The sequence below is a fragment of the Allopseudospirillum japonicum genome (assembly GCF_900108915.1).
GTDB classification, from domain to species: domain Bacteria; phylum Pseudomonadota; class Gammaproteobacteria; order Pseudomonadales; family Halomonadaceae; genus Pseudospirillum; species Pseudospirillum japonicum.
Window position 1 is genome coordinate 114,215 of record NZ_FNYH01000009.1, and the last position, 24,802, is coordinate 139,016.

A 24,802-nucleotide genomic window follows, 5' to 3' on the forward strand; every position below is an offset into this window, starting at 1 on the left:
TCTAACGGCACTGCAACAACAAAAAACCCTACATAAAATCAGGTTATCTTATAAAAATCACTAGCTCTCTCATTCTTACTAGTGCGACATTCTGACACAGTACTTACTTAATTAAATTCTGCTAAATTACCACGCCAGAGGTAAGCAAGCGCTTGCTTACTTTGGTTAGACCTCTGTTCCTATTTAGGGAGGTTTTCATGCTTAAAAGGCTTAAATCAAAACCTCGCCGCCCTGCTTATCAATTAGGGCTGGAGATTGTGCTGATTTTACTTGTAAAAGTCATCTTAATGAGCTGGATGCATCATCACTGGTTTAGCGCACCGACAGTGCCTACCGATGGTGAGCAACGCCTACAAGAGCTCTGGTTTTCTTCTTTAGAGAACCCATCCCCGTTGGAGTCTCGGCATGTTATCTGAATCCTTAGTTGATTTGTCACGGTTACAATTTGCGTTAACTGCCTTGTATCACTTTTTATTTGTACCTCTTACCTTAGGCTTATCTTTTTTGCTGGCCATTATGGAATCTGTTTACGTCATAAGTGGTAAGCCGATTTATAAAGATATGGTGAAGTTCTGGGGTAAGCTTTTTGGAATTAACTTCGCGTTAGGCGTCACCACAGGGCTCACGCTAGAATTTCAGTTTGGTACCAATTGGGCTTATTACTCACACTATGTCGGCGACATTTTTGGTGCCCCACTGGCTATCGAAGGCTTAATGGCCTTCTTCCTTGAATCTACCTTTGTCGGTCTTTTCTTTTTTGGTTGGGATCGTCTAAGTAAAGGACAACACTTAGCAGTCACCTGGCTTGTAGCACTAGGATCTAATTTTTCTGCTTTATGGATTTTGATTGCCAATGGCTGGATGCAAAATCCTGTGGGTGCTGAGTTCAATTTTGAAACCATGCGCATGGAAATGACCAGCTTTGCTGAGTTAGTCTTTAACCCTGTTGCACAAGTGAAGTTTGTTCATACAGTGGCCGCTGGCTATGTCACAGGTGCCATGTTTGTTTTATCCATCTCAAGTTACTACTTACTTAAGCACAGAGATATTCCGTTCGCGCGCCGCTCTTTTGCGATTGCCTCCGCCTTCGGTTTAGCATCGATTTTGTCCGTCATTATTCTTGGGGACGAGTCTGGCTATGAGCTCGGTGAAGTACAAAAGGTCAAGCTGGCTGCCATCGAGGCCGAATGGGAAACCCATCCAGCACCTGCAGGCTTTACCTTGATTGGTCTACCGAATCAAGACACCATGACCACAGACTATGCCATTAAAATTCCTTGGGTATTGGGCTTGATTGCGACACGTTCACTTGATGAAGAAGTCACAGGGATCAAAGACTTAATCGCCGAACATGAAATCCGCATTCGTCGTGGTATACAAGCCTATGCTTTGCTAACGCAATTACGTCAAAACCCAGACAACGCACAAAACCCAGAGTTACGCACTGCTTTTAGTGAAGTCGTCGATGATCTAGGCTACGGCTTATTGCTTAAGCGCTATACACCAAACGTTGTGGACGCCACAGAAGCACAAATTAAACAAGCAGCTATGGATACTATCCCTGGGGTAGCACCTTTATTTTTTAGCTTCCGCATCATGGTCGCCAGTGGCTTTTTAATGCTCGCATTATTTACGACTGCTTTTATCTCTAGCACTCGCCATCAAATAGCACACCGTCCTTGGTTGCTACGCTGGGCTTTGTGGAGTTTACCCCTACCCTGGATTGCCGCAGAAACAGGTTGGATTGTCGCCGAATATGGCCGCCAACCTTGGGCAATTGGTGAGATTCTACCTACTTACTTGGGAACTTCTTCATTAAGCGTTAGCGATGTCACCCAGTCACTGATTGCTCTGGTGAGTTTCTACACCTTATTACTCATCATAGAAATGTATCTTATGATCCGTCTGGCACGTCGTGGTCCTAGCATCCTGCATACTGGACGTTATCATTTTGAGTTAGCCAGTGGAGAACGCCAACATGTGGGATTATGAAACCTTAAAAATCATTTGGTGGGGATTAATTGCCGTTTTGCTCATCGGCTTTACCCTGACCGATGGTTTTGATTTAGGTGCTGCCATCTTGCTTCCTTGGGTCGCACGCACAGATGATGAACGCCGCGTGGTCATTAATGCAGTTGCTCCCCATTGGGACGGTAACCAAGTGTGGCTTATTACAGCAGGAGGCGCTTTATTTGCCGCCTGGCCTCTTGTCTATGCCGCCGCTTTTTCCGGGTTTTATTTGGCGATGCTGCTAGTTTTGTTTGCGTTATTTTTACGTCCTGTCGGTTTTGACTATCGCAGCAAACTGGAAAACCCACATTGGCGCATGAGTTGGGATTGGGCATTGTTTGTGGGCGGATTAGTGCCCTCGATCATCTTTGGGGTCGCTTTCGGTAACTTATTTCAAGGTGTTCCTTTAGCCTTTGATGAATTTTTACGCCCCAGTTATCAGGGTGGATTTTGGCAGTTACTCAACCCATTGGGCTTACTCGTTGGCCTAGTCAGCGTCAGTCTTATCACCCTACACGGTGCAGGCTGGCTCATGCTACGCACACCAAAGGATTCGCAAGTATGGCAACGTAGCCGCTTTATGGCCCAAGGTGCAGCCAGCTTATTTATGCTGACGTTTATTCTCTCTGGTCTGGTTGTGAGCTTTTCTACACAAGGTTATCAAATGGCCGCAGATACCAACTATGGTGCCACTCTAACGCCTTTAATGACGCAAATCACCGCAGATAATCCAGGTTGGCTAAGCAATTATGCACGTTACCCTTGGTTGATTTTAGCACCAGCGCTTGGATTAGGAGGCGCTTTACTGGCCGGATGGCTCACACGTTACGCGTACGGCTATGTGTTCCTTGCTTCTAGCATCACTATTGTGGGCACTTTGTTAACCGCTGGCGGTGCTTTATTCCCCTTTATTATGCCTTCTAGCCTTAATCCTCACTTTAGTTTAACTATGTGGGATGCCGTCTCCAGTGAAATGACTTTAAATATTATGACTTGGGTAGCTATTTTATTCGTACCTTTAGTGCTGAGTTATTCGGCTTGGTGTTACATCAAAATGTGGCGGCGTCTTAGCCCAGCGGATATTCAAGCCGATGCACATAGTCTCTACTAATGGCCCTTTAGGAGTTTGCTGATATGTGGTATTTCGCATGGATTTTAGGCATTTTACTTGCCTGCAGTTTTGGCATCATTAATGCCCTATGGCTAGAAAGCCAAGAAGCTTTCGATAGTGAAACGCAAGCAACTTGATACGCGTCAAAAAGTGTTCAAGCATCCATCAGACACCCCGCTTTGCGGGGTGTTTTTTGTTATCATGCCAGCTTTTATTTTGATCAAGGATACCTTCTTATGGCACAAGATCCGCTTGATACCCTCATGCAGCCCATCCACAATTTTTTGCTTTGTAGCACACCAAAAGCTTGGCTAGAACAAGCCATCATAGACCTTCCTACCTTGCTGATTGACCATGCACAGTGTGAAAAAAAAGCTGCCTCCTCTGCCATGAGTCTGATGTACCGCTACGTGGACAAAAGTGAACTACTCAAGAAAATGTCGCAACTTGCCCGCGAAGAATTGTTGCATTTTGAACAAGTCGTTAATTTAATGCAGGCACGTGATATCGAATATTTACACCTAAGTGCTGCGCGTTATGCAGAAGCCTTGCGTCAAGAAGTGAGTAAAAACGAACCCCAGCGCCTGATTGATCTTCTGATTATCGGTGCCATTATCGAAGCGCGTTCTTGCGAGCGTTTTTACAGTCTTTTACCTTACTTAGCTGATCTTGATCCAGAGTTAGCTAAATATTATCGTTCTTTGTTACGCTCAGAAGGCCGACATTTTGAAGACTATCTGCAACTAGCACGCCTTTACAGCCGGACGGATATTGATCCACGTATACAGACCTTATTACAAAAAGAACAGGATTTAATCTTATCGCCAGATACAGAATTTCGCTTTCATAGCGGTGTTCCTCACGCTGCTTAATTTCCATAAAAAACCCGTTGCTTACTTGGATAAGAAACGGGTTTTGCAGGTTGAGATGCTTTTTTGGATGCTTTAACGGTAGGTTGGTAACTGCTGAATCCCTTGGAAAACTTCACGCTCGTTGGAAGTATCCCTTTCTATCAGCAAAATCTCTACACGACGATTTTTAGCACGACTACCAGGATCATCATTAATAGCAATCGGACGCGAATCTGCATTGCCCACAACATATAAATAACGCTCTGCCAAATCAGTCAGCCAAGTCAGCTCATGTGCTACAGAGACCGCACGAGCAGCGGATAAATCCCAGTTCGAACGAAAACGTGCGGTATTAATTGGCTGATTATCTGTGTGCCCACCCACAATAGTATACATATCATATTCAGACACAAGTTCACCGACTTTCTGAATGATAGGTACCATTTGGGGTTCAAGAAAATCACTTCCTGGCTGGAAAGCGGCATCATCAGGAAAGCGAATAATAATATGGTCCTCATCACGCTCGATAATCACCAAACCTTTTTGAATTTCTTCGACAAAATTGGTTTCTAGGCGATTTCCCAAACTTTCCAACTGATTTTGGTTACTTTCTTCCTGCGTGGAGGCTTCTGGCTTAATCGGTTCTATGATGTTGTCACGTCGTGGCGGATTATCCATCGGAATAATATTCAGGGGATTCATCGCCTGTAAGCCAAAAGATTGCTGCATCGCTTCTGCAATACTTTTATAACGCTCAACATCCATGGTTGAGAAAGACAAAATCAACACAAAGAAAGTCAGTAAGAGGGTCATCATATCCGCAAAGGTGACCATCCACTCTGGAACCCCAGGGTCCTTAGGGCGTTTCCGTCGATCCTTTTTTCCCGGCATAGGCATGTGCGTTCCCCTCTTAATGCCTTAAATTTCTTCTTTCATAGACATACCTGAACGCTGGTATTCAGGAAGATAGGTTTCTAACAGCTCATCCATTACTTGCGGATTCATACCATTGTAGATCCCCATGACAGAATCAATAATCAAGGTCATGTTATTTTCCAGCTCATCGGTTTTCATTGCGAGTTTGTCTGCCAAAGGTAAAAAAACCAACTGGGCCAACAAAGAACCATAAAAAGTTGTTAACAAAGCAACCGCCATCCCTGGTCCTAACTTCGACGGATCATCCAGATTATTCAGCATTTGTACCAGACCGACCAAGGTCCCTATCATCCCAAACGCTGGTGCACTCGAGCCTAACGCACGAAATACCTTCTCACCAATTTGCTTACGCTCAATTGACTGGATCATTTCTTTGGTGAGCACTTCTTGGATAAACTCAGGTGCACTGCCATCCACACATAATTGAATCCCTTTAGCAAAAAAGGGATTATCAATGGGTTCATCTTCCAAACCAAGCAAGCCATTACGACGTGCCGTACGCGCTAATTTATTCGCTTGGATAATAATTTCACGCGGGTCATCGGTGCGTTCACCAAAAGCAGCGGCAAAACCTTCTTTCAGCCCTAAAAAAAAGCTTGAGATTCTAAACTTCACCAAAGTTGAGGCGAAGGTGCCGCCAAAAACTAACAAAATCCCCGGAAGATTGAGAAAAATTTCAGCATCTGAGCCTGTAACGATGGCCATTACAATAAATAATGTCCCCGTAATCAGGCCAAGCAGAGAGGCAAAATCCATGTGGCAGTCCTTCTTAAAACAGACCAAGTGAACCAAACTCTAATACCAACTATCCAAGATGTCTTATATGCATCCAAGCGTTGAGTTGACCAGTTTTGATAGTCGCAGAGTCCGCGCGTATGTGGGTATAATACCTTGAGCCTAGGCCTTTTGATACCTATCTCCTAGGCTGGCATGGATAAGTTAGCATTTTTACTGTGCAAAATAACCTAGGTTAACACTTGCTTGCATACTTAACGTTAATTTGCGTTTTTGCAGGTTTTACTTACAGATCAGCTAATATACAATAGCCTAGGCTTACAAAAGTATCTTTGCTTGTAAGCAAGCTGCGTACATGGGTATATGATATCCATCAATTTGCGGCAAGATGTCTGTCTTTTCTTATTGAAGCTGAGTATGCATACGCAAACTCAAAAATTGGATTGTTTTAACCCTACTGACAAGGAGTGGCAAGTCTGGCCATCACAGCCGCTTGCAAATTATTATGAAAAAGATCATTTCTAGCTTGATGTTAGGTGCTGCACTTTCAACTTCTGCCGGTGTTGTTCTGGCTGATGCTGCACAAGATGCTATTGAATACCGTCGTGCCGTATTCCAATTGGTCAAGTGGAACTTTGCTCCCATGGGCGATATGGTCAAAGGCAAAACTGAGTTTGATGCAGAACGCTTTGAAGTCTTGGCACAACGTTTGGCAGCGCTGAGCGAAATGCCACTAGAAGGTTTCAGCGTTGAAGGCTCTGACAAAGGGGATACCAAAGCACGTGCAGAAATTTGGAGCCAATGGGATGATTTTGCTGCTGGTATGCAACAATTCGAGAAAAATGCCCAAGAGCTCGCCAGTGTGGCCAGCAGCGGTGATTTAGAGCAAATCAAACCTGCATTTGCAGCGGTTGGCAAAACCTGTAAAGGTTGCCACGATAACTTCAAAGACAAGTAAGCCTGGCTGACCTATCGTCAAAAAATTAAGAGCAGCTTAGTGCTGCTCTTTTTATATGCTTCAATTACACCCACCAAAAAACACCCATAATACATCCTGCATAAATCAGTAATGCCAACCACCAAGGCGCTGTTTTTGCTTGTGCTGGATCACCGTCCATTGGCGTTTGTTCTGGTTGTGGCTTGTAACCATGCAGCATGGGTTTTACCAAATCTTCGCCTCTAAATTTATGCGCCAACACAGCCAAAACGTGTAAACCAACGGCCGCAAGCAAGAAATTAAAATTCAGCGCATGCAACCAGATCAGCGTATCACTCCAGTCACTTAAAGTGGCATACAAGGGGCCTTCAAATAAAATATCATCGGTTGAGCCCATACCGGTAATCACTTGTAACAACATCATCCCAAGCAGTAGCAGCACCATCCAAGCCCCTAAAGGGTTATGTCCTAAATAAGGAGCTTCACGATGGCGTACCCAAGCAAGTGCATAACTTAAGCTTGTACGCGGGCAACGGATAAAGTTTACAAAGCGTGCATAGTCACTGCCTACAAAACCCCAAATAATACGCCCGAGTAAAATCCCTAACAGCAAATATCCAGCACGCGCATGCCACATCATCCAATCTTGTACTTCAATGCTAAACCACAAAAAACCTATCAACAGTGGAAAACTCCAATGTCCCAGACGCACAGCCCAATCCCAAACTAAAATTTTTGGTGCCTGTGTCTTCATATACTTCCCTACCTCAAAACAGTCATTTTCAATAAAAATTATGATAAATTTGGAAAAAAACACTATACAAAAAACCAGAATCTATATTTTATTATTAGTATAATACACATGACTAGATACATTCATTCTTATAATAACACCCGAGTATCAGTAGATGCACCATGCATACTTTCTTAAAAAACAAGCTGATTTGTGCTGATTTCCATGCGGTTAGAGGCGTAAATTTTGCTGTTGTTCCGTCCAATTCGTTGACAAGGTTGTCTTACATTCATGTTCACTCAGGCAGTCAAATTTAGCATTCCTGTCATGTTCGGTTATTTGCCTTTAGGCGCAGCCTTTGGGGTCATGTTTACCAGCAGCTTACCCTATGACTGGTATTTTGCTACCTTAATGGGATTGGTTATTTATGCAGGCGCTGGACAATTTCTTGCAGTGACTTTGCTTGCAACCCAAGCAAGCTTACTTGAGGTCGCCATAGCGACTTTTGCTTTAAATGCGCGCCATATCTTCTTTGGCCTCTCATTAATCAAGCGTTATCAAGGCGCTGGCTGGCGCAAACTTTATCTTATCTTTGGCCTGACCGATGAAACTTACTCATTGCAAACCAGCCGTTTCACCTTAAGTGACCCGAACCAAGAGCATCAACTCGGTTTTTATATTACCTTACTTAATCAGGGTTATTGGGTTTTAGGATGCACCCTAGGTGCTTTAGCAGGCCGCTATTTAACCTTCAACAGTCAAGGGATTGAGTTCACGCTTGTGGCGCTTTTTATCGTGTTAGCTTTAGAACAATATTCTGCTTTAGGCCAAAAAAAACCTTTCGCACTCGCGCTTTTTAGTGGCTGTATTGCCTTAATTTTGGTACCTAGCCAGCATCAATTGCCTATTGCGCTTTTGCTCACCTCTGGCTTACTCATTCTAGATTTTAAATATCCATTAAATAAGGCAGCTTTGCTATGCAAGTCTACCTCTTAACTGTCATTGGAGTGGCAGCGTTGGCCACTTTTGCTACTCGGGTATTACCCTTTATTTTTCTAGCACGCCATGCAGATCACCCTTTGCTTGCCCATTTAGGGCGCTATCTGCCTGCTGGTGTGATGTTTTTATTAGTTTTTATCTTTATGTTTGGTCAACCACAAAGCTTAGAACCACAAGTGCTACTGCCGCAAAGTCTTGCCGCGCTTGTAGTGATTGGCCTGCATCTTTGGCGCAGACAAGCCTTGATTTCTATCGGCGTAGGTACTGGAGTTTACATGCTGTGCGTACAAAGCGGTTACTTTACGTAAGCTTCGTCTGTTATTCTTGGATCACCCTTTATGTGTTAAGGAGGAACTTATCGTGAATCGTGATCTAGCACAAATGCGCCGCGACTATCATTTAACCCCTTTGTTAGAAGAGCAAGCGGGCCAAACCCCTTGGCCTTTATTTGAAATCTGGATGCAAGAGGCCATTCAAAGCCCACATCAAGATGCTAACGCTATGTTGCTTTCCAGCGTTGATACACAGGGCCAACCACATGCACGCATCGTGTTGTTAAAAGGCTACTCTACAGAAGGCTTGGTCTTTTATACCAATTATCAAAGTGCTAAAGGCCAAGAAATCGCACAATCGCCAAAAGTCGCTTTAACTTTCTGGTGGGAAGCTTTAGAACGTCAAATTCGTATTGAGGGAGAGGCGCGTCAATTAGCGCCGGAAGCTTCAGACACTTACTTTCAAAGTCGCCCGCGTGACAGTCAACTTGGTGCTTGGGCTTCTGCGCAAAGCCAGATTTTACAATCACGCGAACAACTCAGTGAACGCTTCCAACAGTTACAAGATCAATATCCAGAAAATGCCCCTATTCCACGCCCAGCGCATTGGGGAGGGTATTGTGTTCACCCACACACGTTCGAATTCTGGCAAGGTCAACCAAACCGATTACATGACCGTTTACGCTTTGAGCGTCACCCTGCAAGCGATTGGCAGCTTGTGCGCCTTAGCCCATGAACAGACAAAAAGCCCCTCGTTTTTGGGGGGTTTACCAGAAATCTACTTGCGATTGCTTTTCTGCTAAGGCTTGTTCTGCTAGTTTTTGCTGCCAATACGCTTGCTCTTGACGTTCCACACGCCACTTATCCCGTGCACCCATGCGCCGTAAATAGATACTTTGATCCCGAGTCACAAAGTGAATCACTCGCCCTTGTTGTCCCCCCACATCTTCAGTGACAAGAGGAATCTGCTCGTTTTGTAAATATTGATGGATAAAATCAATATTGACCTGCCCAATATTAAAGACACTAGCTTGCTTGCCCAAGCTATCTGCTAATACATTGGCACCACCAAAAATTTTGGCTTTTAACCTAGTACGACGCGCACCACGGCGCAGCAGTGCATTAATTAAAAGTTCCATCGCGTACATACCGTAACGACCTGCTTCACTATTGAGTAAAGGTTCCTGATGCGGTAAACGTCGTTGCGCTAACAAAAAGTGATTCATACCTGCCACACCAGATTCTTTATCATATAAGCAAGCAGCAATACAAGAACCTAGTAGGGTTGAAATCACCTCTGGGCGTGTGGATACATGGAACTGCCCTGGGTGTAATAATATTCGCTTTATTTTAGAATTAACCTGCACGTGCCCTCCTGATTAAGCAACACACTTTTGATAAATAGAGGGACGTACAGCTTTGAGTGGATGTACAATACCTTGCAAGCTTTCCGAGTGCCCTAATATTAAATACCCCTGTGGTGCCAGATGTCGTATGAGTTTTTCTATCACTTGGCGCTTGCTTTCCAAGTCAAAATAAATCATCACATTGCGCAAGAAAATTATTTGGAAATTTCCCCAGTGTACGGGGTAAGATGACATTAAATTAAGATATTGAATATCAACTTGACGGCGAATTTCTGGTGCAACACGTAAATTACCTGCTTGGCTACGCACACCTTTCAAGCAATATTTGTGCATATAATAAGCAGGCAACTTTCTAATCCTCGCTTGCTCATAGACTGCAGATTTAGCTTGCTGTAATGCATCTTCACTGATATCCGTTGCCGTAATCTGCCAAAGCTCTGGTCTTAGGTGTTCTGAACACAGCATCGCTAGGCTGTAAGCTTCTTCTCCTGTAGAACAGGCTGCACTCCAAATACGTAATTTGCTTCTTGCTTGTTGCGTTTTTTGATATGTTTGTAGATAATTTTTTAACCAATCGAAATGAGCTGGCTCACGAAAAAAATAAGTCTCGTTAGTTGTTAAACGATTAATTAGTTCCTGTACTTCTACTCCTTGGGGATGCTGTTGTAAAATTTCAATATAATCCGTATATTGATGCAATCTATAAAAACGCATTCGCCTTGCCAAACGGCCTTCGACTAGCTCACGCTTGCTATCAGGCAAATAAATCCCTGTTAATTGATAAAAATAATGTTGTAAATAGCGGAATTCACGCGTTTTTAAACGTGGAATACGTGCCTGTTCAGCTGCTGGCATACCAGACCCTCAATTTAGATTGTTGGGGTTTCCAGCATACTTGGGTTTAATGCCTGTAACTCTGAGAGCTCCTTAATCGAAAGTACCTTGTTAATATTCAGTAAGATCAAAAACTCGTCGCCAACCTGCCCCATATTTAAAATAAATTCGGTACGAATATCTGTACCAAAATCCGGTGGTGGCTGGATATGGCCTGGTAAAATATCTAAAATCTCGTTGACCTCATCCACTAACATACCTAATGCATGGGTTTCTTCTTCTGCTTCTAACTCAACTAATACAATACAAGAACGTTTATTAATTTGACTGGCTTGGCGTCCTAAACGTGCAGATAAATCTATAACAGGCACCACATTACCACGTAGATTAATCACACCACGGATAAAATTAGGTGTCATCGGAACTCGGGTTAATGCGCTGACTTCTATAATTTCTTTTACATCTAAAATTGGGAGTGCAAAACGCTCTCCACCAATAAAAAATGTTAAATATTGATGTAAGTTTTCTGGTACCGATTCTGATTCTGACATAAGTATTTCCTCATTAAACATCCAGGGGAGCAACTCCCCTAGATGTCGCTACTGATATGCCAATTAAAAACGTTCGAAATCTTGGTCACTAATACCTAAAGAATCCAAGTCTTGATGGCTGGAGGTTTTTGCTTTGCCACTTGGTAAAGCGGGCGGTTTATTTGCAAGGCGCGCTTGTCCTTTAGCTGGTGGACGTGCTTGTGTATGCATATCCAACTTGAAAAAAGCAACCGTATTTAGCAGTTGTTCCGCCTGTCCGGATAGCTCCTCTGAAGTGGCTGCCAGCTCTTCCGCAGCCGATGCGTTTTGCTGTGTCGCTTGATCCAGTTGTGCCATAGCGGCATTAATTTGTGAGACACCAGAAGCTTGCTCATCACTTGCAGCACTAATTTCTTGTACCAAATCCGCCGTTTTCTCAATATTAGGCACCATTTGTTCTAATAATTTGCCTGCTTGCTCAGCAATACTGACAGATTGTGTTGCTAACTCATTGATTTCCTGTGCAGTTACTCGTGAGTTTTCCGCTAGTTTACGTACCTCAGCCGCAACAACAGTAAAACCTTTGCCATGCTCACCAGCTCGTGCTGCTTCTATCGCTGCATTTAAAGAAAGCAAGTTTGTTTTGTAAGCAATATCTTCGATCAAACTAATTTTGGCCGCAATCTGCTTCATGGCATTGACGGTACGGCTCACCGCTTCACCGCCTTGCTGTGCTTCTGTTGCAGAACGTGTTGCCATACTATCTGTGACGCGCGCATTTTCTGCATTTTGCTGCACAGAGGCATTCAGTTCTTCGACAGAGGAGGTTGTCTCTTCAACACTGGCTGCTTGCTCAGTCGCAGCTTGACTAATCGACTGTGCCGTTGCACTTACCTCACGCGAAGAGCTGGTCAAAGCATCGGCATTCTGACGCACATTCTCCACGACAGAACGTAATTGTGCTGCCATCTGCCGTAAGGCTTCTGCCAAACTGCCAATTTCATCCTTTTGGTCTACCTCTAAATGAACATTTAAATCCCCTTTTGCCAAACGCTGTGCAAAAGTCACTCCCATCGCTACTGGCCGTGTAATCCCGCGTGTAATGAGCCAAGCAATTAAAACGCCAATCAAAATGGCTAAGATCACACCGACAAAAACTAACATGAGGGTTGCTTGGATTTCTGCACGCATCTTGCTTTCTTGATCTGCACGCGCATCTTGGCAGACTTTTTGTGCTGCTAATGCTGCTTCTAACATGCTCTGTTCCGCAATCAACTGCTCATTATGACGGTTGACATAAGCGTTCAGCTCCTGCTGGTATTTATCCAAAGCATCAATTAATTGGGCGGCTTGTTGCTGATCTTCGGCTTTTTCAAAACGCAAGCTTAAGTCGCGCGCACTTGCTAAAACTTGCCCTAACATACTTTGCGCTTGGCGTAGATAATCTGTTTCGCCGGAGTTGATAAATTCTTTTTCGTAACGACGTACATTCAAAAAGCCTTGCGCAATGGCATTCGCACTTTCAGCTTTTTGCAGCATATCTTGCATCAGGCTTTCGCTGTCATTGAGTGCCTTTTGTAGGGCTTGCTCTTGATCTTGTTTTAATGCCAGCATAAGCTCCATAGCTTCTTGCGCTTGTTCAACAAAAGCACGCACTGCGCGTTCTTTTTCTATTGTTGTTAAACCATTACCACGGCGCACCAACTCTATAACCTGTTCACGGTATTGGCGATAATAACGGCCAATATTTTCTAAATGTTGTAGATTTTCTGGTGTCGTAAACTGGCTGCGCAAATCACGCAAACGGCTTAACATCTCTTCATTAAGATCTTCCCATTGTTGAAACTCACGCTGGGTATACTCATGGATAAAAGCGACACGCAAAGCCTTGGCTTCCATCAATTTTTGCGTCAACGCAATGGCTGCATTGGCATTGGCAAGCTTACGCTGAATAAAAGCAGTATTTGCTTGTTGAAACGTTTTTAACTCCACACTTTTACGCTGCGACATGGCTTCCGTTGCTGCTAAAGCCGTACGCGCACGCGCGCGCATCGATTCCATGGTTTGCGTTTTTTGCTGCTCTAAACTACGGAAGCGATTAAAAGCATTTTCATACGCTTGAGTACGCGCTAAGACTTGGTCCATTTCATCACGGTTATATTGATCCGTGAATTTATCCTTTGTGGTTTGCGCCTGCTGTTTTAGCTGAGCTAACACCTGCTGCAGATGCTTGACTGTCTCTTCAGAATGAGTATTGGCATACTCAGTTTCTAAAGTACGTGCCTGCAAAATCAGTTTCACCAGTGTGTTGACATCGTCTGCTTTATCAACCCGAGAGACAATACTCTCAATACCACGCCAACCAACGATACCTACAATAAGGGTTAGTGTAAGCACGAGCACAAAGCCCCCGCCAATCTTCCAGCCCAGCCGTATGTTTTTAAGCATGGTAGAGTCTCCCGCTTGTACCTTGGGTTTGTTGTGCTTCTTGATACGCTAGATCAATTAAGCCTTGAACATCTAAAATCAGTGCAATCTCGCCATTACCTAAAATTGTTGCACCACTGATGGCATGAACTTTTTGAAAAATTTTTCCTATCGGTTTAATCACAGTTTGTAGCTCTCCGTATAAAGCATCCACAATTAAACCCGCACGTTTACGTCCAAAACGCACAACGACTAGGCTTTCTCGTCTTTGTTGCTGCTGCCGGTCGGTTTCTTTTTGCAGGAAATCTCGCAAAGATAAATAAGGCAGCACTTCGCCACGCAAATTCACATAATGCCTATCTTGTACATGCCAACTTGTTTGATGCAGTTCGACACATTCGGCGACATTTGCCAGTGGTAATACATAAGCTTCTTCGCCTGCACCTACCATAAAACCATCAATAATTGCTAAAGTCAGTGGTAGATGTATGCTGACTTTGGTTCCCTTACCCACTTCGCTTTCCAGATCAACACTACCACGCAGGGATTCAATATTGCGCTTTACCACATCCATACCCACCCCACGCCCTGAGAGATTGGTGGCCTCTTCTTTGGTTGATAAGCCTGCCTCAAAAATCAAGCGCAACGTCTCTTGGTGACTTAAATGTTGATCTGTACTGACTAAACCAAGGCGCTCAGCTTTTGCACGAATTTTTTGGGTATCTAACCCACGGCCATCATCGCTAATTTGAATCACGATATGCCCAGAATCATGAAATGCATTCAAGCTCACACAACCATGCTCAGGCTTACCAGCTGCACGCCGAATTTCAGGTGCTTCAATGCCATGATCAAGCGCATTACGAATGAGGTGGGTTAAAGGATCATTAATTTTCTCTACCACAGTTTTATCAAGTTCAGTGTCGCCGCCAGAGATTTGTAAATCAATTTGTTTACCAAGTTCTTTACTCACATCGCGGACAACACGGCGAAAACGGGCAAAAGTATCACCAATTTGCACCATGCGCAGCTGTAATGCGTGATCACGAATTTCCTCAACCAAAGATTCCATAGTCGCAACGGCTTCGTCTGCTTCATTAATGCCATGCTGACGTACCATCAGTTTCGTGGCAGCACTGGCAATAACGAGTTCACCGACAAGATTGATTAAATAACCAAGGCGTTGCGCATCCACACGGATGGAGACATTCTCACGGGTATTTTTGGGAGGCGAGCTTGTTTTTGTCGGTGGCGAAGCTGGAGTGATCGGCGTCTGTGGTTTTGGTGTCGTTTCCTGATTTTCCTCTAGGACTGTCTGCGTAATAACCGCTTCTGGTAAAGCGCTAGCTTGCGTGACTAACTCAGTTAACTGAGCTTGCAAATCTGGGTTTGCGTGCTGTAACACCTGTGCATAGACTGCTTCATCCGTGTAGGGTGGAATAATGTCTAAGGTGCAATCATCTTCTGCAAATTCAAAAACTTCCTCAAGTACGCTGACTTGTGTACAAGCATATAAACCTAAGTAAAACTTTAAATAACAAGATTCAGAGTCAAAAGCCTCTGCAGGTGGCCATGCTTGTTCGTCTACGAGTAAATACTGTATTTCGCCCAAAGTACTCAGATAACGAATAAAAGACAGAGGATCCATCCCATTACGGAAAGCATCGGCTTTAAAATCAAGTACCAATAACCAAAGCGCAGCTTGCGGCTCGGCTGGTGTTAATTGAGGTGCTGCGGTTACCGCCTCGGTTGTTTGTGTTGGCGACTTGGATGCAAGGTGGTTCCCTGTCGGTTGTAAGCGCGCCAAGATAGCTTGCCCCTGTGCTTTCACCTCATCACTTAAAAGCCTCTCTTGCAAGGCAGCACTGACCAAGGTGGCGACCTGATCCCGACAAGACAGCAAAACAGCAAAACAGCAATCAAATCACTATCTACTTGACGCTGACCAGAACGCACACGGTCTAATTCTGCTTCTACCGTATGGGTAAAATGTACTACCTCATCAAAACCAAATAAGCCAGCCGAGCCTTTAATCGTATGCATGGCACGAAAAACACTATTGAGTGTTTCTTGATCTTGGGGCGCACTCTCTAGCACTAAAAGCGCCTCTTCCATCTGCTGCAAAAGTTCATCGACTTCATCAGCAAAAGTTTGCCGGGCTTCGTCAAAGCTCATGATTCGCTCCTAAGGAGAGGTTCTGGTTGGAGCCAAGATAAAATGCTGCTGCAAATGCAAAAGCTGTAACGTTTCTGCTACCATCGGCGAGGCTTGAATCGAAAGCTCAATGCCTGCTTGTAACAACTCACGCCGAAACAACAGCAAAAGCTGTACCCCAGCACCATCAATATCATCAACGCCTTGCAAATCTAAATGCAGGTGCTCATGTGCTTCTTGCAGCAGCATAAAAAGTACAGGCTTTAATTCTGCTGCTGTATAAATACTCAGCTCACCTTTGAGCACAAGCCCAGGCATTTCTTCTAGAGTGGCATATTCAGCAGGCATACAAGTCCCTTAGCACATATTGGATGGCAATACATTGAGCAACAAACCCAATCCCATTAAGGTAGCACCAATTTCGCCACGGCATTAAGCAACACATTGGGTTGAAAGGGTTTAACTAACCAAGCTTTGGCACCTGCAGCTTTACCTTCCATTTTTTTCTCTTGTTGTGATTCCGTTGTCAGCATCATAATCGGTGTAAATTTGTACTGGGGTAATTGTTTGACTGCTTTGACAAAACTAATGCCATCCATGATCGGCATATTCACATCGCTAATAATCAGATGAATTTTCTGCCCTGTCATTTTATTTAAAGCATCTTGGCCGTTACTGGCTTCCAAGACCTCATACCCTGCCCCTTTAAGGCTAATTGCCACTACTTGGCGTAAAGATGCGGAATCATCCACAATCATAATCAGTTTTGTCATGATTAAAATATCCTGTTGTCGAGGCTATCCCTCGGTCAATACGTGATTAAAAGAAAGTAAGGTTATCTTCATCTTGCGCGCTTTGTGTGCTAGATCTAGCCTGCGTGGGTGAACCCCGTGTTGACTCACTCTGACGTGTATTTAAATGCTGCTGGTGATTCGTACGCTCTTCTAAGGTGGTGTACGCCTTATCCATCGTCTGTAAAATTTTATCGAGTGTATCTGTTTCCGTTTCTAATGAACGTACATAGTGCGGCAACTCTTGCACATGCGTTTCTACGTGCTGCAAGATTTGATTTACCCTATCTTGGAATTGTAAATTCAAAAGCACATCTGCAATTACTGTACGCACGTCTTCACTTGTCGCACGTAAATTACCGGCATCTTGCTCTACATCCGTGACTGCAGCGCGTAAGGAGCCTAGCACTTCTTGAATAGACGTTTCTGCTTCTGTCAACATTTGCGCATCTTGCTTCGAAGAACGCTCGGCATTGGTCGAGGTGCGCGTCATCGCTTGTGTGATCTCACTGACTTTGGCACTGATACGTCCTCCCGTATCTGCAGAGGAAGCGGCCAAACTCCTCACCTCATCGGCAACAACAGCAAATCCACGGCCATATTCACCAGCACGTGCCGCCTCTATTGCTGCATTTAAAGCGAGCAAATTAATCTTATCTGCCACTTGACGCACCTCTTCCGCCATGGATTCTAGTTCATCCGTATAGGCAGCTAAACGCCGTACCTCTTGTAACATAGCATCTTTATCTTTTAACACATGATCCAGCGCTTGAATGACGTTGGTTAAACGCTGCCCACTGTGCTCAAACATTTGCGATACACCCTGCATATTATCTTGGTGCTGGCGTCCACCTTGTCCGTTAAGGATTTGATCTAACTCATCTACTAAAGCAGCAAAACGCTGGCTTAACGTGAGTACGCTGTCTTCTGTCAGTTGACGTGAAGATTGAATTTGTCGTACCAAAATAGGGGCAATCCCTTGACACAAATCCTCTACTTGGCTTAATTGCCAATCACTTTTGCCAGACTGGGCTTGCGCTTGCGCTTGTTGTACATGAGCGCGCATCTGCAAACACTCTTGCTGCCAAGCGCGTTTAATTGCCAAAGTGATCACCACACTGACCAGCAACATAAGCGCGCTCGCCAATAATACAGGCACACTCGTAGGCAGGCTCACTAAGGCGGCTAGTGCCAGCACAACACCAAAACCTAAAGGTGACCAAAGTACCCAAGGTGCCGCTTTATTGGGCTGATCTTGTGTCGCTGCATGAGGATAAGACATAAGGGATTACTCTAAGCCGTCTAGATAGTCAAAAGTAGCACACGAAAGAAAAGAAAAACGCTGCTTGCTACCGCCAATTGCATACGTGCTTCAGGTAAAGATGCGCAAATCTTATTACAGCTTCGGCCTTACACCAAATGTATCCTTATGTATCTTAAGGGTTTCTTAGTGGTTTATCCGCCGCGTCAATAAACACCTGCATCAAAGGAGATACACGAGCATACAAATCCAGCATATCTGCGACATGCATTCGAATACACCCATGCGACCTAGGTACCCCCATCGGCTGATCATCCGGCGTACCATGGATATAAATATAACGGCGCATAGTGTCACACTGACCACCGCGATTTTTACCTACTTCTAAACCACTCAACCATAAAATACGCCCTAAAATCCAATCACGTTTAGGGAACTGCAAGGCTAATTCGGGTGTATAAAGCTCACCGGTCCAACGCCGCCCCACCAAAACAGCATGAGCTGGTAAATTTTCACCAATGCAAGCACGAATCTTGTGCCAGCCCCTTGGGGTGCAGCCAGAGCCTTGGCGTTCACCAACACCTAAACGCGCCGAAGACATCGGGTAAGCGGATTCTATTCGTATTCCCTGCATATAAGCCAAACATTGATATCGGATATTAATATACAGCCAATGATTCGGTATTTGTGCTACTAAGGGAGTCACTGGATTTAAAATATCATCAAGCATATATGACATCTGTTAAACTCATAAACTTGGATGATGCGCCTGGATATAGGATGAAGTAGCCGGATTAGCTTGCACATCCGGCAAAGGAGCTTGCATACCTGCACAAATAAAAGGCATCAAACGCGCGACTAAGGTACGCACATTGGTCTGCTCTTGAAAGTCTTGTGCGGCAAGATCCCGCAAGGTATTTAAAGACGACATGGTAAAAATCATCGCCCCCAGCATAAAGTGTACACGCCAAAAACGTTCTGTTTCTGGAAGTTCACCGGTTGCTTGGCTGAGTAAACGCACAAAACGCCGAAATACTTCCCCATATTGGGTTTGTAAATAGTCGCGTAAATGGCCTTGCGCTTGGGTATAAGCCAAACCAAGTAAGCGCATAAATACAGAAAGTCCTTGTTTATTCGGGGTTTGTGTATTGAGTAAAGTAAAAGCAAGGCGTTCAAGTAAAAGCTCTAGATTTGGGCTTGGTTGCATTTTTTCTAACCGATCAATCTCTAGGCTTAAGTGCGCACAAAAGGGGTCTAAATAACGTGCAAAAACGGCATGGATCAGGGACTTTTTCGAGCCAAAATGATAGTTCACCGCAGCCAAATTGACTTTGGCTTTACTTGTGATCGTGCGTAAAGAGGTTTCGGCAAAGCCGCGTTCAGCAAACAAGGCTTCAGCTGTATCCAATATACGAGTGACTGTATCTGAATGAGTGGTCATGTGGGCAGCGTCCTAAAGCAAACAAATGTTTTAAACATAAGAAGCTTACTGCCCCATGTCAAGCGCTAGGATTACCAAAGGTAACCAGAAATGTTTTAAACGGACAAGCCAGTTATACCCACAATGCCATCAGATAAGCAAGGACATAGCCTGAAGTATACGCCAGTGCTAAATATGGCAAGTAACGCATATAGCTAAAGAAGCTTAAAGACTCGACTTTGCTTAAGGCAATAATGCCAGCTGCTGAGCCGATCACTAATAAAGAACCCCCTACGCCTGCAGCATAAGTTAAAGCCAGCCAATCACTTGTCTGCATACTAATATCAGATTTTAATACTGCAGCGGTTAAAGGTACGTTATCAATTAATGCAGAGGCTAATCCTGTCAGATAGTTTGCAATAGCAATAGGCAAATGCGTATAAACTTCTGGCACATAATTCAACACACCAATTTCTTTCAGCATACCTACGACTAAGAGTATACCTAAAAAGAATAGCAAGGTGTCGTATTCAATCACACGAATATAATCAAGCAATTGGTGTTCATCCTTGTCTTGGCGTCGTGCTAAACGCCCCAACAAAAACATAATAGATAAGCCGAACAAGAAAGTCAGCAAAGGTGGTACTTGATAGAGAATATTAGCGGCTATCGCACTTAAAATAGTCAATAAAAATAGCACAGCCACCATTTTTTCCAATAGGCTAGCTTTCACCTGCATTTCAGTTAAATGTATTGGTTGATGATCAAAGTTGCGTGATAATAGATGTGCTAATAAAAGCACACCAACAAAAGCTGGCAAAATCAGCAGTAGCAGATGTTGGATAGCGACCTTATCTGCCATAAAAATCATTAACGTTGTCACATCGCCAGTAATCAAGGCCACACCCCCTGAGTTTACTGCGAAAACTACCAACACACTAAAGCGTACCAATTTTTCTGTATTTAAATTAAGTGATAACACTAAAGCGAGCGAAACTAAAGTAGCGGTAATATTATCAGCAAGAGAAGAAAATATAAAAGCAAAGCCTGCTAACAAAAACATCAATTTGCGTTCTGTTAAATGACGTGGCAACAATTTATAAATAATAGAAGCAATCAAGCCTTTACTATTTAAGTAAGCAACAAAAGTCATCGCTGCCATTAAAAACAGCCAGAGCGTGGAAATCTCTAGCAAATTCTCATTCAAGCTTTCTTGAACATTTTCTAGCCCTAAAGGCTCAGCATAAATAAATAGCAATAGCCAACTCAAACTCCCAATAAATAAGGTAGATTTAGCTTTATTCAAATGAATGATATCTTCAAAAATAATGAGTGCAAAAGCTAGCCCAGCCAACCCCAGCAAGAGGATACTGATATCCATACATTATTTACTCCAGAAAAAGAAATACCATGATCAACACAAGTGCCCTCGTTATCTGCTAACAAGAGGCACTCATTCACTTAGATTCTAGCAAGGTGCGAGAATAACACTAGCTACTGCATACCTCTAGATTTCACCACATAAAACACTTGCTAGCGCTTGCGCTTGTTTTTCTCGGTCTGTGGGGTAATAGGCGAGCACCCAATGCAGTTTCGTGAGTGCCGCTTCCACCGTCATTTGTGCAGGCATGAGTACGCCAGCATCCTGCCACGCTTTACCTGTCGCATATTGAGGGCAGCCTGTGAGCCCTTCGTACCAAGTTTGACTACGCGCTAAAAGCCATTTTCCCGCTTGTTGCGCTTGCACAAGTACAGACAAAATCTCCGCATCACAGGGTCCATTCCCACTACCATAAAGTTCCAGAACCCCCGCATCGACATCTTCTAACGCTTTTTGTAACCAAGTGGCTCTCATCCCTGGAAAAACACTAAGACGCACAACTTGGGCTTGTTGGTAATCACAAGCGGGTATCAATATAGTTTGTGGACGCCAAGCTCTTTCTGCATAAAAAACATAACGCTCACCCGCCAAGACCTCTCCTAACAAGGGCACATTCGGGCTTGCAAAAGCATCATGTTGCCGAGCAGAGACCTTGGTACTTGCACAAGCACGCAACAACTTACCGCCAAAAGCTAATCCAACCTCACACATAGACTGGTTATGCGCTGCCCAACGTAGGGCATGGGTCAGATTGGCCAGTGCATCCGTACCACGCGTTTCTAAAGGTTGTTGTGAACCTGTCACAATGACAGGTTTACCAAGGCCTTGTAGCAAAAAGGCTAAAGCGCTGCCGGTATAAGCTAAAGTATCTGTGCCCTGAATCACTACAAAGGCTTGGTATTGGGATGCATATTCACGGATCAGATGCGCCAAGCTAAACCAAGCTTCTGGGTGCAAACTGGCACTATCTATAGGTTGTGAATATTCATGCAAATGAATATCTAAACTGGTCATCAAATCTTTTGGTAACGCCTTCCAAAAACGATTACCAAGTGGCTGAGGTACAAGATGCCCTTGTGCATCTGCCTGCATCCCTAAAGTACCGCCCATATAAATGACTAAAACAGAAATCATAGTGCACCCTGCTGACAAGATAAGACCAAGGGGTCATAGTGCCTAAGCGTTTAGCATGCTATATACTAACCCCTTGATTTATGTTCACTGATTATTTGTTATCTCTACCTTATGCTGGCACATGTCTTTTACACAAGTACCTGCATAAAAAAATGCATATAACATGCTTTTTATTCGGTATCGTCAACACGCGTAGGCTTGTCGATAACCCAAATTTCCCTGTGATAGCAATCAGCTAGTGTAATGATGATTTAAGGAGTAAGCATGACCCTCATCCGTCAAGACGATCTGATCCAAAGCGTCGCTGATGCACTGCAATATATTTCTTACTACCACCCTAAAGATTTTATTCAAGCAATGGCCGCGGCCTATGAACGCGAAGAATCTCCTGCCGCTAAAGATGCTATTGCGCAAATTCTGATTAACTCGCGCATGTGTGCGCAGGGACACCGCCCCATTTGCCAAGATACCGGCATCGTCACCGTCTTTATTAAGGTGGGTATGCAAGTGCAATGGGATGCGGATATGAGCCTTGAAGATATGCTCAATGAAGGGGTAAGACGCGCTTACTTGCATCCGGATAATATTCTACGCGCTTCCGTGTTGGCTGACCCTGATGGTGCGCGTAAAAATACTAAAGATAACACGCCGGCGATTATTAATTATGAGATCGTCCCAGGTAACACAGTCGAAGTGCATGTTGCCGCAAAAGGCGGTGGCTCTGAAGCTAAATCTAAATTTGCCATGCTCAACCCTTCAGATGATGTTGTCGAATGGGTCTTAAAACAGCTGCCTACGATGGGCGCAGGCTGGTGTCCACCTGGGATGCTCGGCATTGGCATTGGCGGCACGGCAGAAAAAGCCATGATCCTTGCCAAAGAAGCCCTACTCGATCCGATTGATATTCAAGACTTACAAGCACGCGGCGCCAGCAATCGTGCAGAAGAACTACGCTTAGAACTCTTCGATAAAATCAACAAACTGGGCATAGGGGCGCAAGGTCTAGGTGGTTTAACCACAGTATTGGATGTTAAAGTCAAAGATTATCCGACCCACGCGGCCAATAAACCGGTTGCTATTATTCCTAACTGTGCGGCAACACGCCACGTACACTTTACCCTCGATGGTAGCGGCCCTGCCAGCTTAACACCGCCTTCCTTAGAAGACTGGCCAGAAGTCACTCGCGAAGTCGGCGAGCAAGTCAAGCGTGTCAATCTCAACACAGTCACCCGCGAAGAAGTCAAAACTTGGAAACCTGGTGATGTCTTATTGCTGAGTGGCAAGATGCTTACCGGACGCGATGCCGCCCATAAACGTATGGTCGATATGCTCGCACGTGGTGAAAGCTTACCGGTTGATTTAGAAGGTAAGTTTATTTACTACGTTGGTCCTGTCGATCCTGTACGTGATGAAGTGGTTGGACCAGCAGGTCCCACAACCGCGACTCGCATGGATAAGTTTACCCGCACCGTGTTAGAAGAAACCAAACTGCTTGGTATGATAGGGAAATCTGAACGTGGTCCTATCGCAATTGAAGCCATCAAAGACAATCAGGCAGTTTACTTAATGGCTGTAGGTGGCGCAGCTTACCTTGTTGCCCAAGCGATTAAATCTGCGAAAGTCCTAGCTTTTGAAGACCTAGGTATGGAAGCAATTTACGAATTTGATGTACAAGATATGCCTGTTACAGTTGCAGTCGATGTTGAAGGTGAATCTGTCCACATGACAGGTCCAGCAAAATGGCAAGAAATTATTGCAGCGAAAAGCTAGTCAATTGTCACTGAAATATTCTTTTTAATTACACTTTTATCGCCTAGACTCTTCTCAGTTTAGGCGATTTTTTTGGCGTAAATCATACAAAATTGCCAAACATCTTGCCGCACAATCGCTAAGAAGTGTTAAACTATGTAAAATTCTCTGATGTTTAACAGGGTTTTTATAACCTTCGTTTTCAACTGCTTAACAGGATGGATGACATGGAACACCTGTCTATTTATGAGTTATCTATTTTGCTCGTTGAACCTTCCCCGACACAAAGACGTATTATCGAGCAACACCTTAAGGATGAGGGCATTCTAGGGATAGAAACCGCAGCAGATGCTCGCAGTGCTTTTAACAAAATGCGCACCTATACGCCTGATTTAGTGATTAGCTCTCTTTATTTACCTGATGCACAAGCAGGCGATCTGGTTGCCCTGATGCAAAGTGATCCGCGTTTAGAGCATATTCCTTTTATGGTCATCTCAAGTGAACGCAAGTGGGAAAACTTAGAAGCCATTCGTCAATCCAAAGTTTTAGCCTTGCTACCCAAACCTTTTAATCACCAAGACTTACAACGCGCTTTAATTGCTTCCTTAGATTATATTGTTGCTGATGAGCTGAATCTAGATTTATATGATATTAAGCAATTGCGTGTGCTTGTTGTGGATGATAGTCGTTTAGCACGCAAACATTTATGCAGAGTTTTAAATCAACTGGGTGTAGAACAATTAGTAGAAGCTAAAGATGGTAAAGATGCTTTGCATAAACTCAGTGCAGACAACTTTGATTTAATTGTTACAGATTATAATATGCCAGAAATGGATGGGCGTGAATTAACTGAATATGTGCGTACAGCATCTGAACATTCACACGTTCCCATCTTAATGGTCACCTCAGAAAATGATCAGGCACGCCTTAGTTCCGTGCAACAAGCAGGCGTCTCTGCAATCTGTGATAAACCGTTTGAAGTCAATAACGTGCGTTATCTGCTCACACAACTGCTTGAACCTGAAGTTGCGTAATATTTTGCGATAGCACAAATTTATTACCCAAACACACTTAAACTCAGCGGCTAAGTGAATTTATGTAGCTTAGCCCGAGTCTCTGCTGCATCTCCCTGATAATCAAGGTATAGTAAAGGCGCGCCTTCTTTTCCTT

Annotated in this window: 27 protein-coding genes; 11 read left to right on the forward strand and 16 right to left on the reverse strand. The window is 44.1% G+C overall.

What is annotated here, in order from left to right:
* The first annotated feature begins 197 nt into the window (after window positions 1-197).
* From BMX05_RS09345 to miaE, 5 genes are all read left to right on the forward strand, one after another.
* Entirely contained in the window at window positions 198-416 is a 219-nt protein-coding gene (locus BMX05_RS09345; RefSeq protein WP_093310759.1) for a hypothetical protein, read from the forward strand.
* The gene (locus BMX05_RS09350) at window positions 406-1,992 is read left to right on the forward strand and encodes a cytochrome ubiquinol oxidase subunit I (protein ID WP_093310764.1); all 1,587 of its coding nucleotides are present in this window, start codon (window positions 406-408) and stop codon (window positions 1,990-1,992) included. Before BMX05_RS09345 ends, BMX05_RS09350 begins: the two co-directional genes overlap by 11 nt.
* The gene (cydB, locus tag BMX05_RS09355) at window positions 1,979-3,121 is read left to right on the forward strand and encodes a cytochrome d ubiquinol oxidase subunit II (RefSeq protein ID WP_093310769.1); all 1,143 of its coding nucleotides are present in this window, start codon (window positions 1,979-1,981) and stop codon (window positions 3,119-3,121) included. The genes BMX05_RS09350 and cydB overlap by 14 nt, the downstream gene beginning before the upstream one ends.
* A 23-nt stretch (window positions 3,122-3,144) precedes the next feature.
* Complete coding sequence (gene cydX / locus BMX05_RS09360; RefSeq protein ID WP_093310773.1) at window positions 3,145-3,258, forward strand: cytochrome bd-I oxidase subunit CydX; 114 nt, start codon at window positions 3,145-3,147, stop codon at window positions 3,256-3,258.
* A gap of 99 nt (window positions 3,259-3,357) precedes the next feature.
* Window positions 3,358-3,993 (forward strand): MiaE family protein, encoded by a 636-nt coding sequence (gene miaE, locus BMX05_RS09365; protein WP_093310777.1) that lies wholly within the window; start codon window positions 3,358-3,360, stop codon window positions 3,991-3,993.
* A gap of 72 nt (window positions 3,994-4,065) precedes the next feature.
* Here the strand turns inward: miaE and BMX05_RS09370 are convergent, their stop codons facing one another.
* On the reverse strand, window positions 4,066-4,869 hold the full coding sequence (locus BMX05_RS09370) for a flagellar motor protein MotB (protein ID WP_093310781.1): 804 nt from the start codon (window positions 4,867-4,869) through the stop codon (window positions 4,066-4,068).
* A gap of 21 nt (window positions 4,870-4,890) precedes the next feature.
* Window positions 4,891-5,664, reverse strand: a complete 774-nt coding sequence (locus BMX05_RS09375) for a motility protein A (RefSeq protein ID WP_093310786.1) — start codon at window positions 5,662-5,664, stop codon at window positions 4,891-4,893.
* 484 nt (window positions 5,665-6,148) lie between these two features.
* On the opposite strand from BMX05_RS09375, the gene BMX05_RS09380 reads away from it, so the two are divergent.
* On the forward strand, window positions 6,149-6,601 hold the full coding sequence (locus tag BMX05_RS09380) for a c-type cytochrome (protein ID WP_093310902.1): 453 nt from the start codon (window positions 6,149-6,151) through the stop codon (window positions 6,599-6,601).
* Between the two features lie 64 nt (window positions 6,602-6,665).
* Here the strand turns inward: BMX05_RS09380 and BMX05_RS09385 are convergent, their stop codons facing one another.
* Entirely contained in the window at window positions 6,666-7,334 is a 669-nt protein-coding gene (locus tag BMX05_RS09385; RefSeq protein ID WP_093310790.1) for a cytochrome b/b6 domain-containing protein, read from the reverse strand.
* A gap of 270 nt (window positions 7,335-7,604) precedes the next feature.
* Between BMX05_RS09385 and BMX05_RS09390 the strand changes: the two genes are divergently transcribed.
* The 3 genes from BMX05_RS09390 to pdxH are packed head-to-tail and all read left to right on the forward strand — an operon-like array spanning window position 7,605 to window position 9,320.
* The gene (locus tag BMX05_RS09390) at window positions 7,605-8,309 is read left to right on the forward strand and encodes an AzlC family ABC transporter permease (protein ID WP_093310794.1); all 705 of its coding nucleotides are present in this window, start codon (window positions 7,605-7,607) and stop codon (window positions 8,307-8,309) included.
* The gene (locus BMX05_RS09395; RefSeq protein ID WP_093310797.1) at window positions 8,291-8,620 is read left to right on the forward strand and encodes a branched-chain amino acid transporter permease; all 330 of its coding nucleotides are present in this window, start codon (window positions 8,291-8,293) and stop codon (window positions 8,618-8,620) included. Before BMX05_RS09390 ends, BMX05_RS09395 begins: the two co-directional genes overlap by 19 nt.
* A gap of 52 nt (window positions 8,621-8,672) precedes the next feature.
* Window positions 8,673-9,320, forward strand: coding sequence for a pyridoxamine 5'-phosphate oxidase (gene pdxH, locus BMX05_RS09400; protein ID WP_093310801.1), 648 nt, complete (start codon window positions 8,673-8,675; stop codon window positions 9,318-9,320).
* Between the two features lie 31 nt (window positions 9,321-9,351).
* Here the strand turns inward: pdxH and BMX05_RS09405 are convergent, their stop codons facing one another.
* The 13 genes from BMX05_RS09405 to BMX05_RS09460 all read right to left on the reverse strand — a co-directional run bounded on the left by BMX05_RS09405 (window position 9,352) and on the right by BMX05_RS09460 (window position 21,883).
* On the reverse strand, window positions 9,352-9,951 hold the full coding sequence (locus tag BMX05_RS09405) for a chemotaxis protein CheD (RefSeq protein WP_093310806.1): 600 nt from the start codon (window positions 9,949-9,951) through the stop codon (window positions 9,352-9,354).
* 12 nt (window positions 9,952-9,963) lie between these two features.
* A complete protein-coding gene (locus BMX05_RS09410; RefSeq protein ID WP_093310809.1) occupies window positions 9,964-10,806 on the reverse strand; it encodes a CheR family methyltransferase in 843 nt (280 codons plus the stop codon).
* Between the two features lie 14 nt (window positions 10,807-10,820).
* Window positions 10,821-11,336, reverse strand: a complete 516-nt coding sequence (locus BMX05_RS09415; RefSeq protein WP_218139026.1) for a chemotaxis protein CheW — start codon at window positions 11,334-11,336, stop codon at window positions 10,821-10,823.
* A 63-nt stretch (window positions 11,337-11,399) separates the two neighbouring features.
* A complete protein-coding gene (locus tag BMX05_RS09420; protein WP_093310818.1) occupies window positions 11,400-13,763 on the reverse strand; it encodes a methyl-accepting chemotaxis protein in 2,364 nt (787 codons plus the stop codon).
* Window positions 13,756-15,600: a chemotaxis protein CheA gene (locus tag BMX05_RS09425; protein ID WP_143051956.1), complete on the reverse strand. Its 1,845-nt coding sequence runs from the start codon at window positions 15,598-15,600 to the stop codon at window positions 13,756-13,758. The genes BMX05_RS09420 and BMX05_RS09425 overlap by 8 nt, the downstream gene beginning before the upstream one ends.
* Window positions 15,582-15,917 (reverse strand): Hpt domain-containing protein, encoded by a 336-nt coding sequence (locus BMX05_RS12585; protein WP_143051957.1) that lies wholly within the window; start codon window positions 15,915-15,917, stop codon window positions 15,582-15,584. The genes BMX05_RS09425 and BMX05_RS12585 overlap by 19 nt, the downstream gene beginning before the upstream one ends.
* A 9-nt stretch (window positions 15,918-15,926) precedes the next feature.
* Window positions 15,927-16,244 carry an STAS domain-containing protein gene (locus BMX05_RS09430; RefSeq protein ID WP_093310821.1) on the reverse strand — a complete coding sequence of 106 codons (318 nt, stop codon included), beginning with the start codon at window positions 16,242-16,244 and terminating at the stop codon, window positions 15,927-15,929.
* A 56-nt stretch (window positions 16,245-16,300) separates the two neighbouring features.
* The gene (locus BMX05_RS09435) at window positions 16,301-16,669 is read right to left on the reverse strand and encodes a response regulator (protein WP_093310825.1); all 369 of its coding nucleotides are present in this window, start codon (window positions 16,667-16,669) and stop codon (window positions 16,301-16,303) included.
* 46 nt (window positions 16,670-16,715) lie between these two features.
* Window positions 16,716-17,969, reverse strand: coding sequence for a methyl-accepting chemotaxis protein (locus BMX05_RS12900; protein ID WP_093310828.1), 1,254 nt, complete (start codon window positions 17,967-17,969; stop codon window positions 16,716-16,718).
* Between the two features lie 154 nt (window positions 17,970-18,123).
* Window positions 18,124-18,687 (reverse strand): L,D-transpeptidase, encoded by a 564-nt coding sequence (locus BMX05_RS09445; protein WP_317622227.1) that lies wholly within the window; start codon window positions 18,685-18,687, stop codon window positions 18,124-18,126.
* A 9-nt stretch (window positions 18,688-18,696) separates the two neighbouring features.
* Entirely contained in the window at window positions 18,697-19,389 is a 693-nt protein-coding gene (locus BMX05_RS09450; RefSeq protein WP_093310832.1) for a TetR/AcrR family transcriptional regulator, read from the reverse strand.
* Between the two features lie 112 nt (window positions 19,390-19,501).
* Entirely contained in the window at window positions 19,502-20,749 is a 1,248-nt protein-coding gene (gene nhaD / locus BMX05_RS09455) for a sodium:proton antiporter NhaD (protein WP_093310834.1), read from the reverse strand.
* 126 nt (window positions 20,750-20,875) lie between these two features.
* A complete protein-coding gene (locus BMX05_RS09460; RefSeq protein WP_093310836.1) occupies window positions 20,876-21,883 on the reverse strand; it encodes an asparaginase in 1,008 nt (335 codons plus the stop codon).
* 264 nt (window positions 21,884-22,147) lie between these two features.
* Here BMX05_RS09460 and BMX05_RS09465 point away from each other — a divergent pair, with 264 nt between their 5' ends.
* Entirely contained in the window at window positions 22,148-23,653 is a 1,506-nt protein-coding gene (locus BMX05_RS09465) for a fumarate hydratase (protein ID WP_093310839.1), read from the forward strand.
* A 206-nt stretch (window positions 23,654-23,859) separates the two neighbouring features.
* A complete protein-coding gene (locus BMX05_RS09470) occupies window positions 23,860-24,666 on the forward strand; it encodes a response regulator (RefSeq protein WP_177166863.1) in 807 nt (268 codons plus the stop codon).
* Window positions 24,667-24,802: the final 136 nt, after the last annotated feature.

Bases quoted from the DNA above. Each gene is read 5' to 3' on its own strand.
- BMX05_RS09345 (WP_093310759.1), top strand. From the start codon at position 198: ATGCTTAAAAGGCTTAAATCAAAACCTCGCCGCCCTGCTTATCAATTA.
- BMX05_RS09410 (WP_093310809.1), bottom strand. From the start codon at position 10,806: ATGCCAGCAGCTGAACAGGCACGTATTCCACGTTTAAAAACGCGTGAA.
- cydX (WP_093310773.1), top strand. From the start codon at position 3,145: ATGTGGTATTTCGCATGGATTTTAGGCATTTTACTTGCCTGCAGTTTT.
- BMX05_RS09415 (WP_218139026.1), bottom strand. From the start codon at position 11,336: ATGTCAGAATCAGAATCGGTACCAGAAAACTTACATCAATATTTAACA.
- BMX05_RS09445 (WP_317622227.1), bottom strand. From the start codon at position 18,687: ATGTCATATATGCTTGATGATATTTTAAATCCAGTGACTCCCTTAGTA.
- nhaD (WP_093310834.1), bottom strand. From the start codon at position 20,749: ATGGATATCAGTATCCTCTTGCTGGGGTTGGCTGGGCTAGCTTTTGCA.
- BMX05_RS09465 (WP_093310839.1), top strand. From the start codon at position 22,148: ATGACCCTCATCCGTCAAGACGATCTGATCCAAAGCGTCGCTGATGCA.
- BMX05_RS09450 (WP_093310832.1), bottom strand. From the start codon at position 19,389: ATGACCACTCATTCAGATACAGTCACTCGTATATTGGATACAGCTGAA.
- BMX05_RS12585 (WP_143051957.1), bottom strand. From the start codon at position 15,917: ATGAGCTTTGACGAAGCCCGGCAAACTTTTGCTGATGAAGTCGATGAA.
- BMX05_RS09380 (WP_093310902.1), top strand. From the start codon at position 6,149: ATGAAAAAGATCATTTCTAGCTTGATGTTAGGTGCTGCACTTTCAACT.
- BMX05_RS09430 (WP_093310821.1), bottom strand. From the start codon at position 16,244: ATGCCTGCTGAATATGCCACTCTAGAAGAAATGCCTGGGCTTGTGCTC.
- BMX05_RS09370 (WP_093310781.1), bottom strand. From the start codon at position 4,869: ATGCCTATGCCGGGAAAAAAGGATCGACGGAAACGCCCTAAGGACCCT.
- BMX05_RS09435 (WP_093310825.1), bottom strand. From the start codon at position 16,669: ATGACAAAACTGATTATGATTGTGGATGATTCCGCATCTTTACGCCAA.
- BMX05_RS09375 (WP_093310786.1), bottom strand. From the start codon at position 5,664: ATGGATTTTGCCTCTCTGCTTGGCCTGATTACGGGGACATTATTTATT.
- cydB (WP_093310769.1), top strand. From the start codon at position 1,979: ATGTGGGATTATGAAACCTTAAAAATCATTTGGTGGGGATTAATTGCC.
- BMX05_RS09420 (WP_093310818.1), bottom strand. From the start codon at position 13,763: ATGCTTAAAAACATACGGCTGGGCTGGAAGATTGGCGGGGGCTTTGTG.
- BMX05_RS12900 (WP_093310828.1), bottom strand. From the start codon at position 17,969: ATGTCTTATCCTCATGCAGCGACACAAGATCAGCCCAATAAAGCGGCA.
- BMX05_RS09395 (WP_093310797.1), top strand. From the start codon at position 8,291: ATGCAAGTCTACCTCTTAACTGTCATTGGAGTGGCAGCGTTGGCCACT.
- miaE (WP_093310777.1), top strand. From the start codon at position 3,358: ATGGCACAAGATCCGCTTGATACCCTCATGCAGCCCATCCACAATTTT.
- BMX05_RS09385 (WP_093310790.1), bottom strand. From the start codon at position 7,334: ATGAAGACACAGGCACCAAAAATTTTAGTTTGGGATTGGGCTGTGCGT.
- BMX05_RS09460 (WP_093310836.1), bottom strand. From the start codon at position 21,883: ATGATTTCTGTTTTAGTCATTTATATGGGCGGTACTTTAGGGATGCAG.
- BMX05_RS09470 (WP_177166863.1), top strand. From the start codon at position 23,860: ATGGAACACCTGTCTATTTATGAGTTATCTATTTTGCTCGTTGAACCT.
- BMX05_RS09350 (WP_093310764.1), top strand. From the start codon at position 406: ATGTTATCTGAATCCTTAGTTGATTTGTCACGGTTACAATTTGCGTTA.
- BMX05_RS09390 (WP_093310794.1), top strand. From the start codon at position 7,605: ATGTTCACTCAGGCAGTCAAATTTAGCATTCCTGTCATGTTCGGTTAT.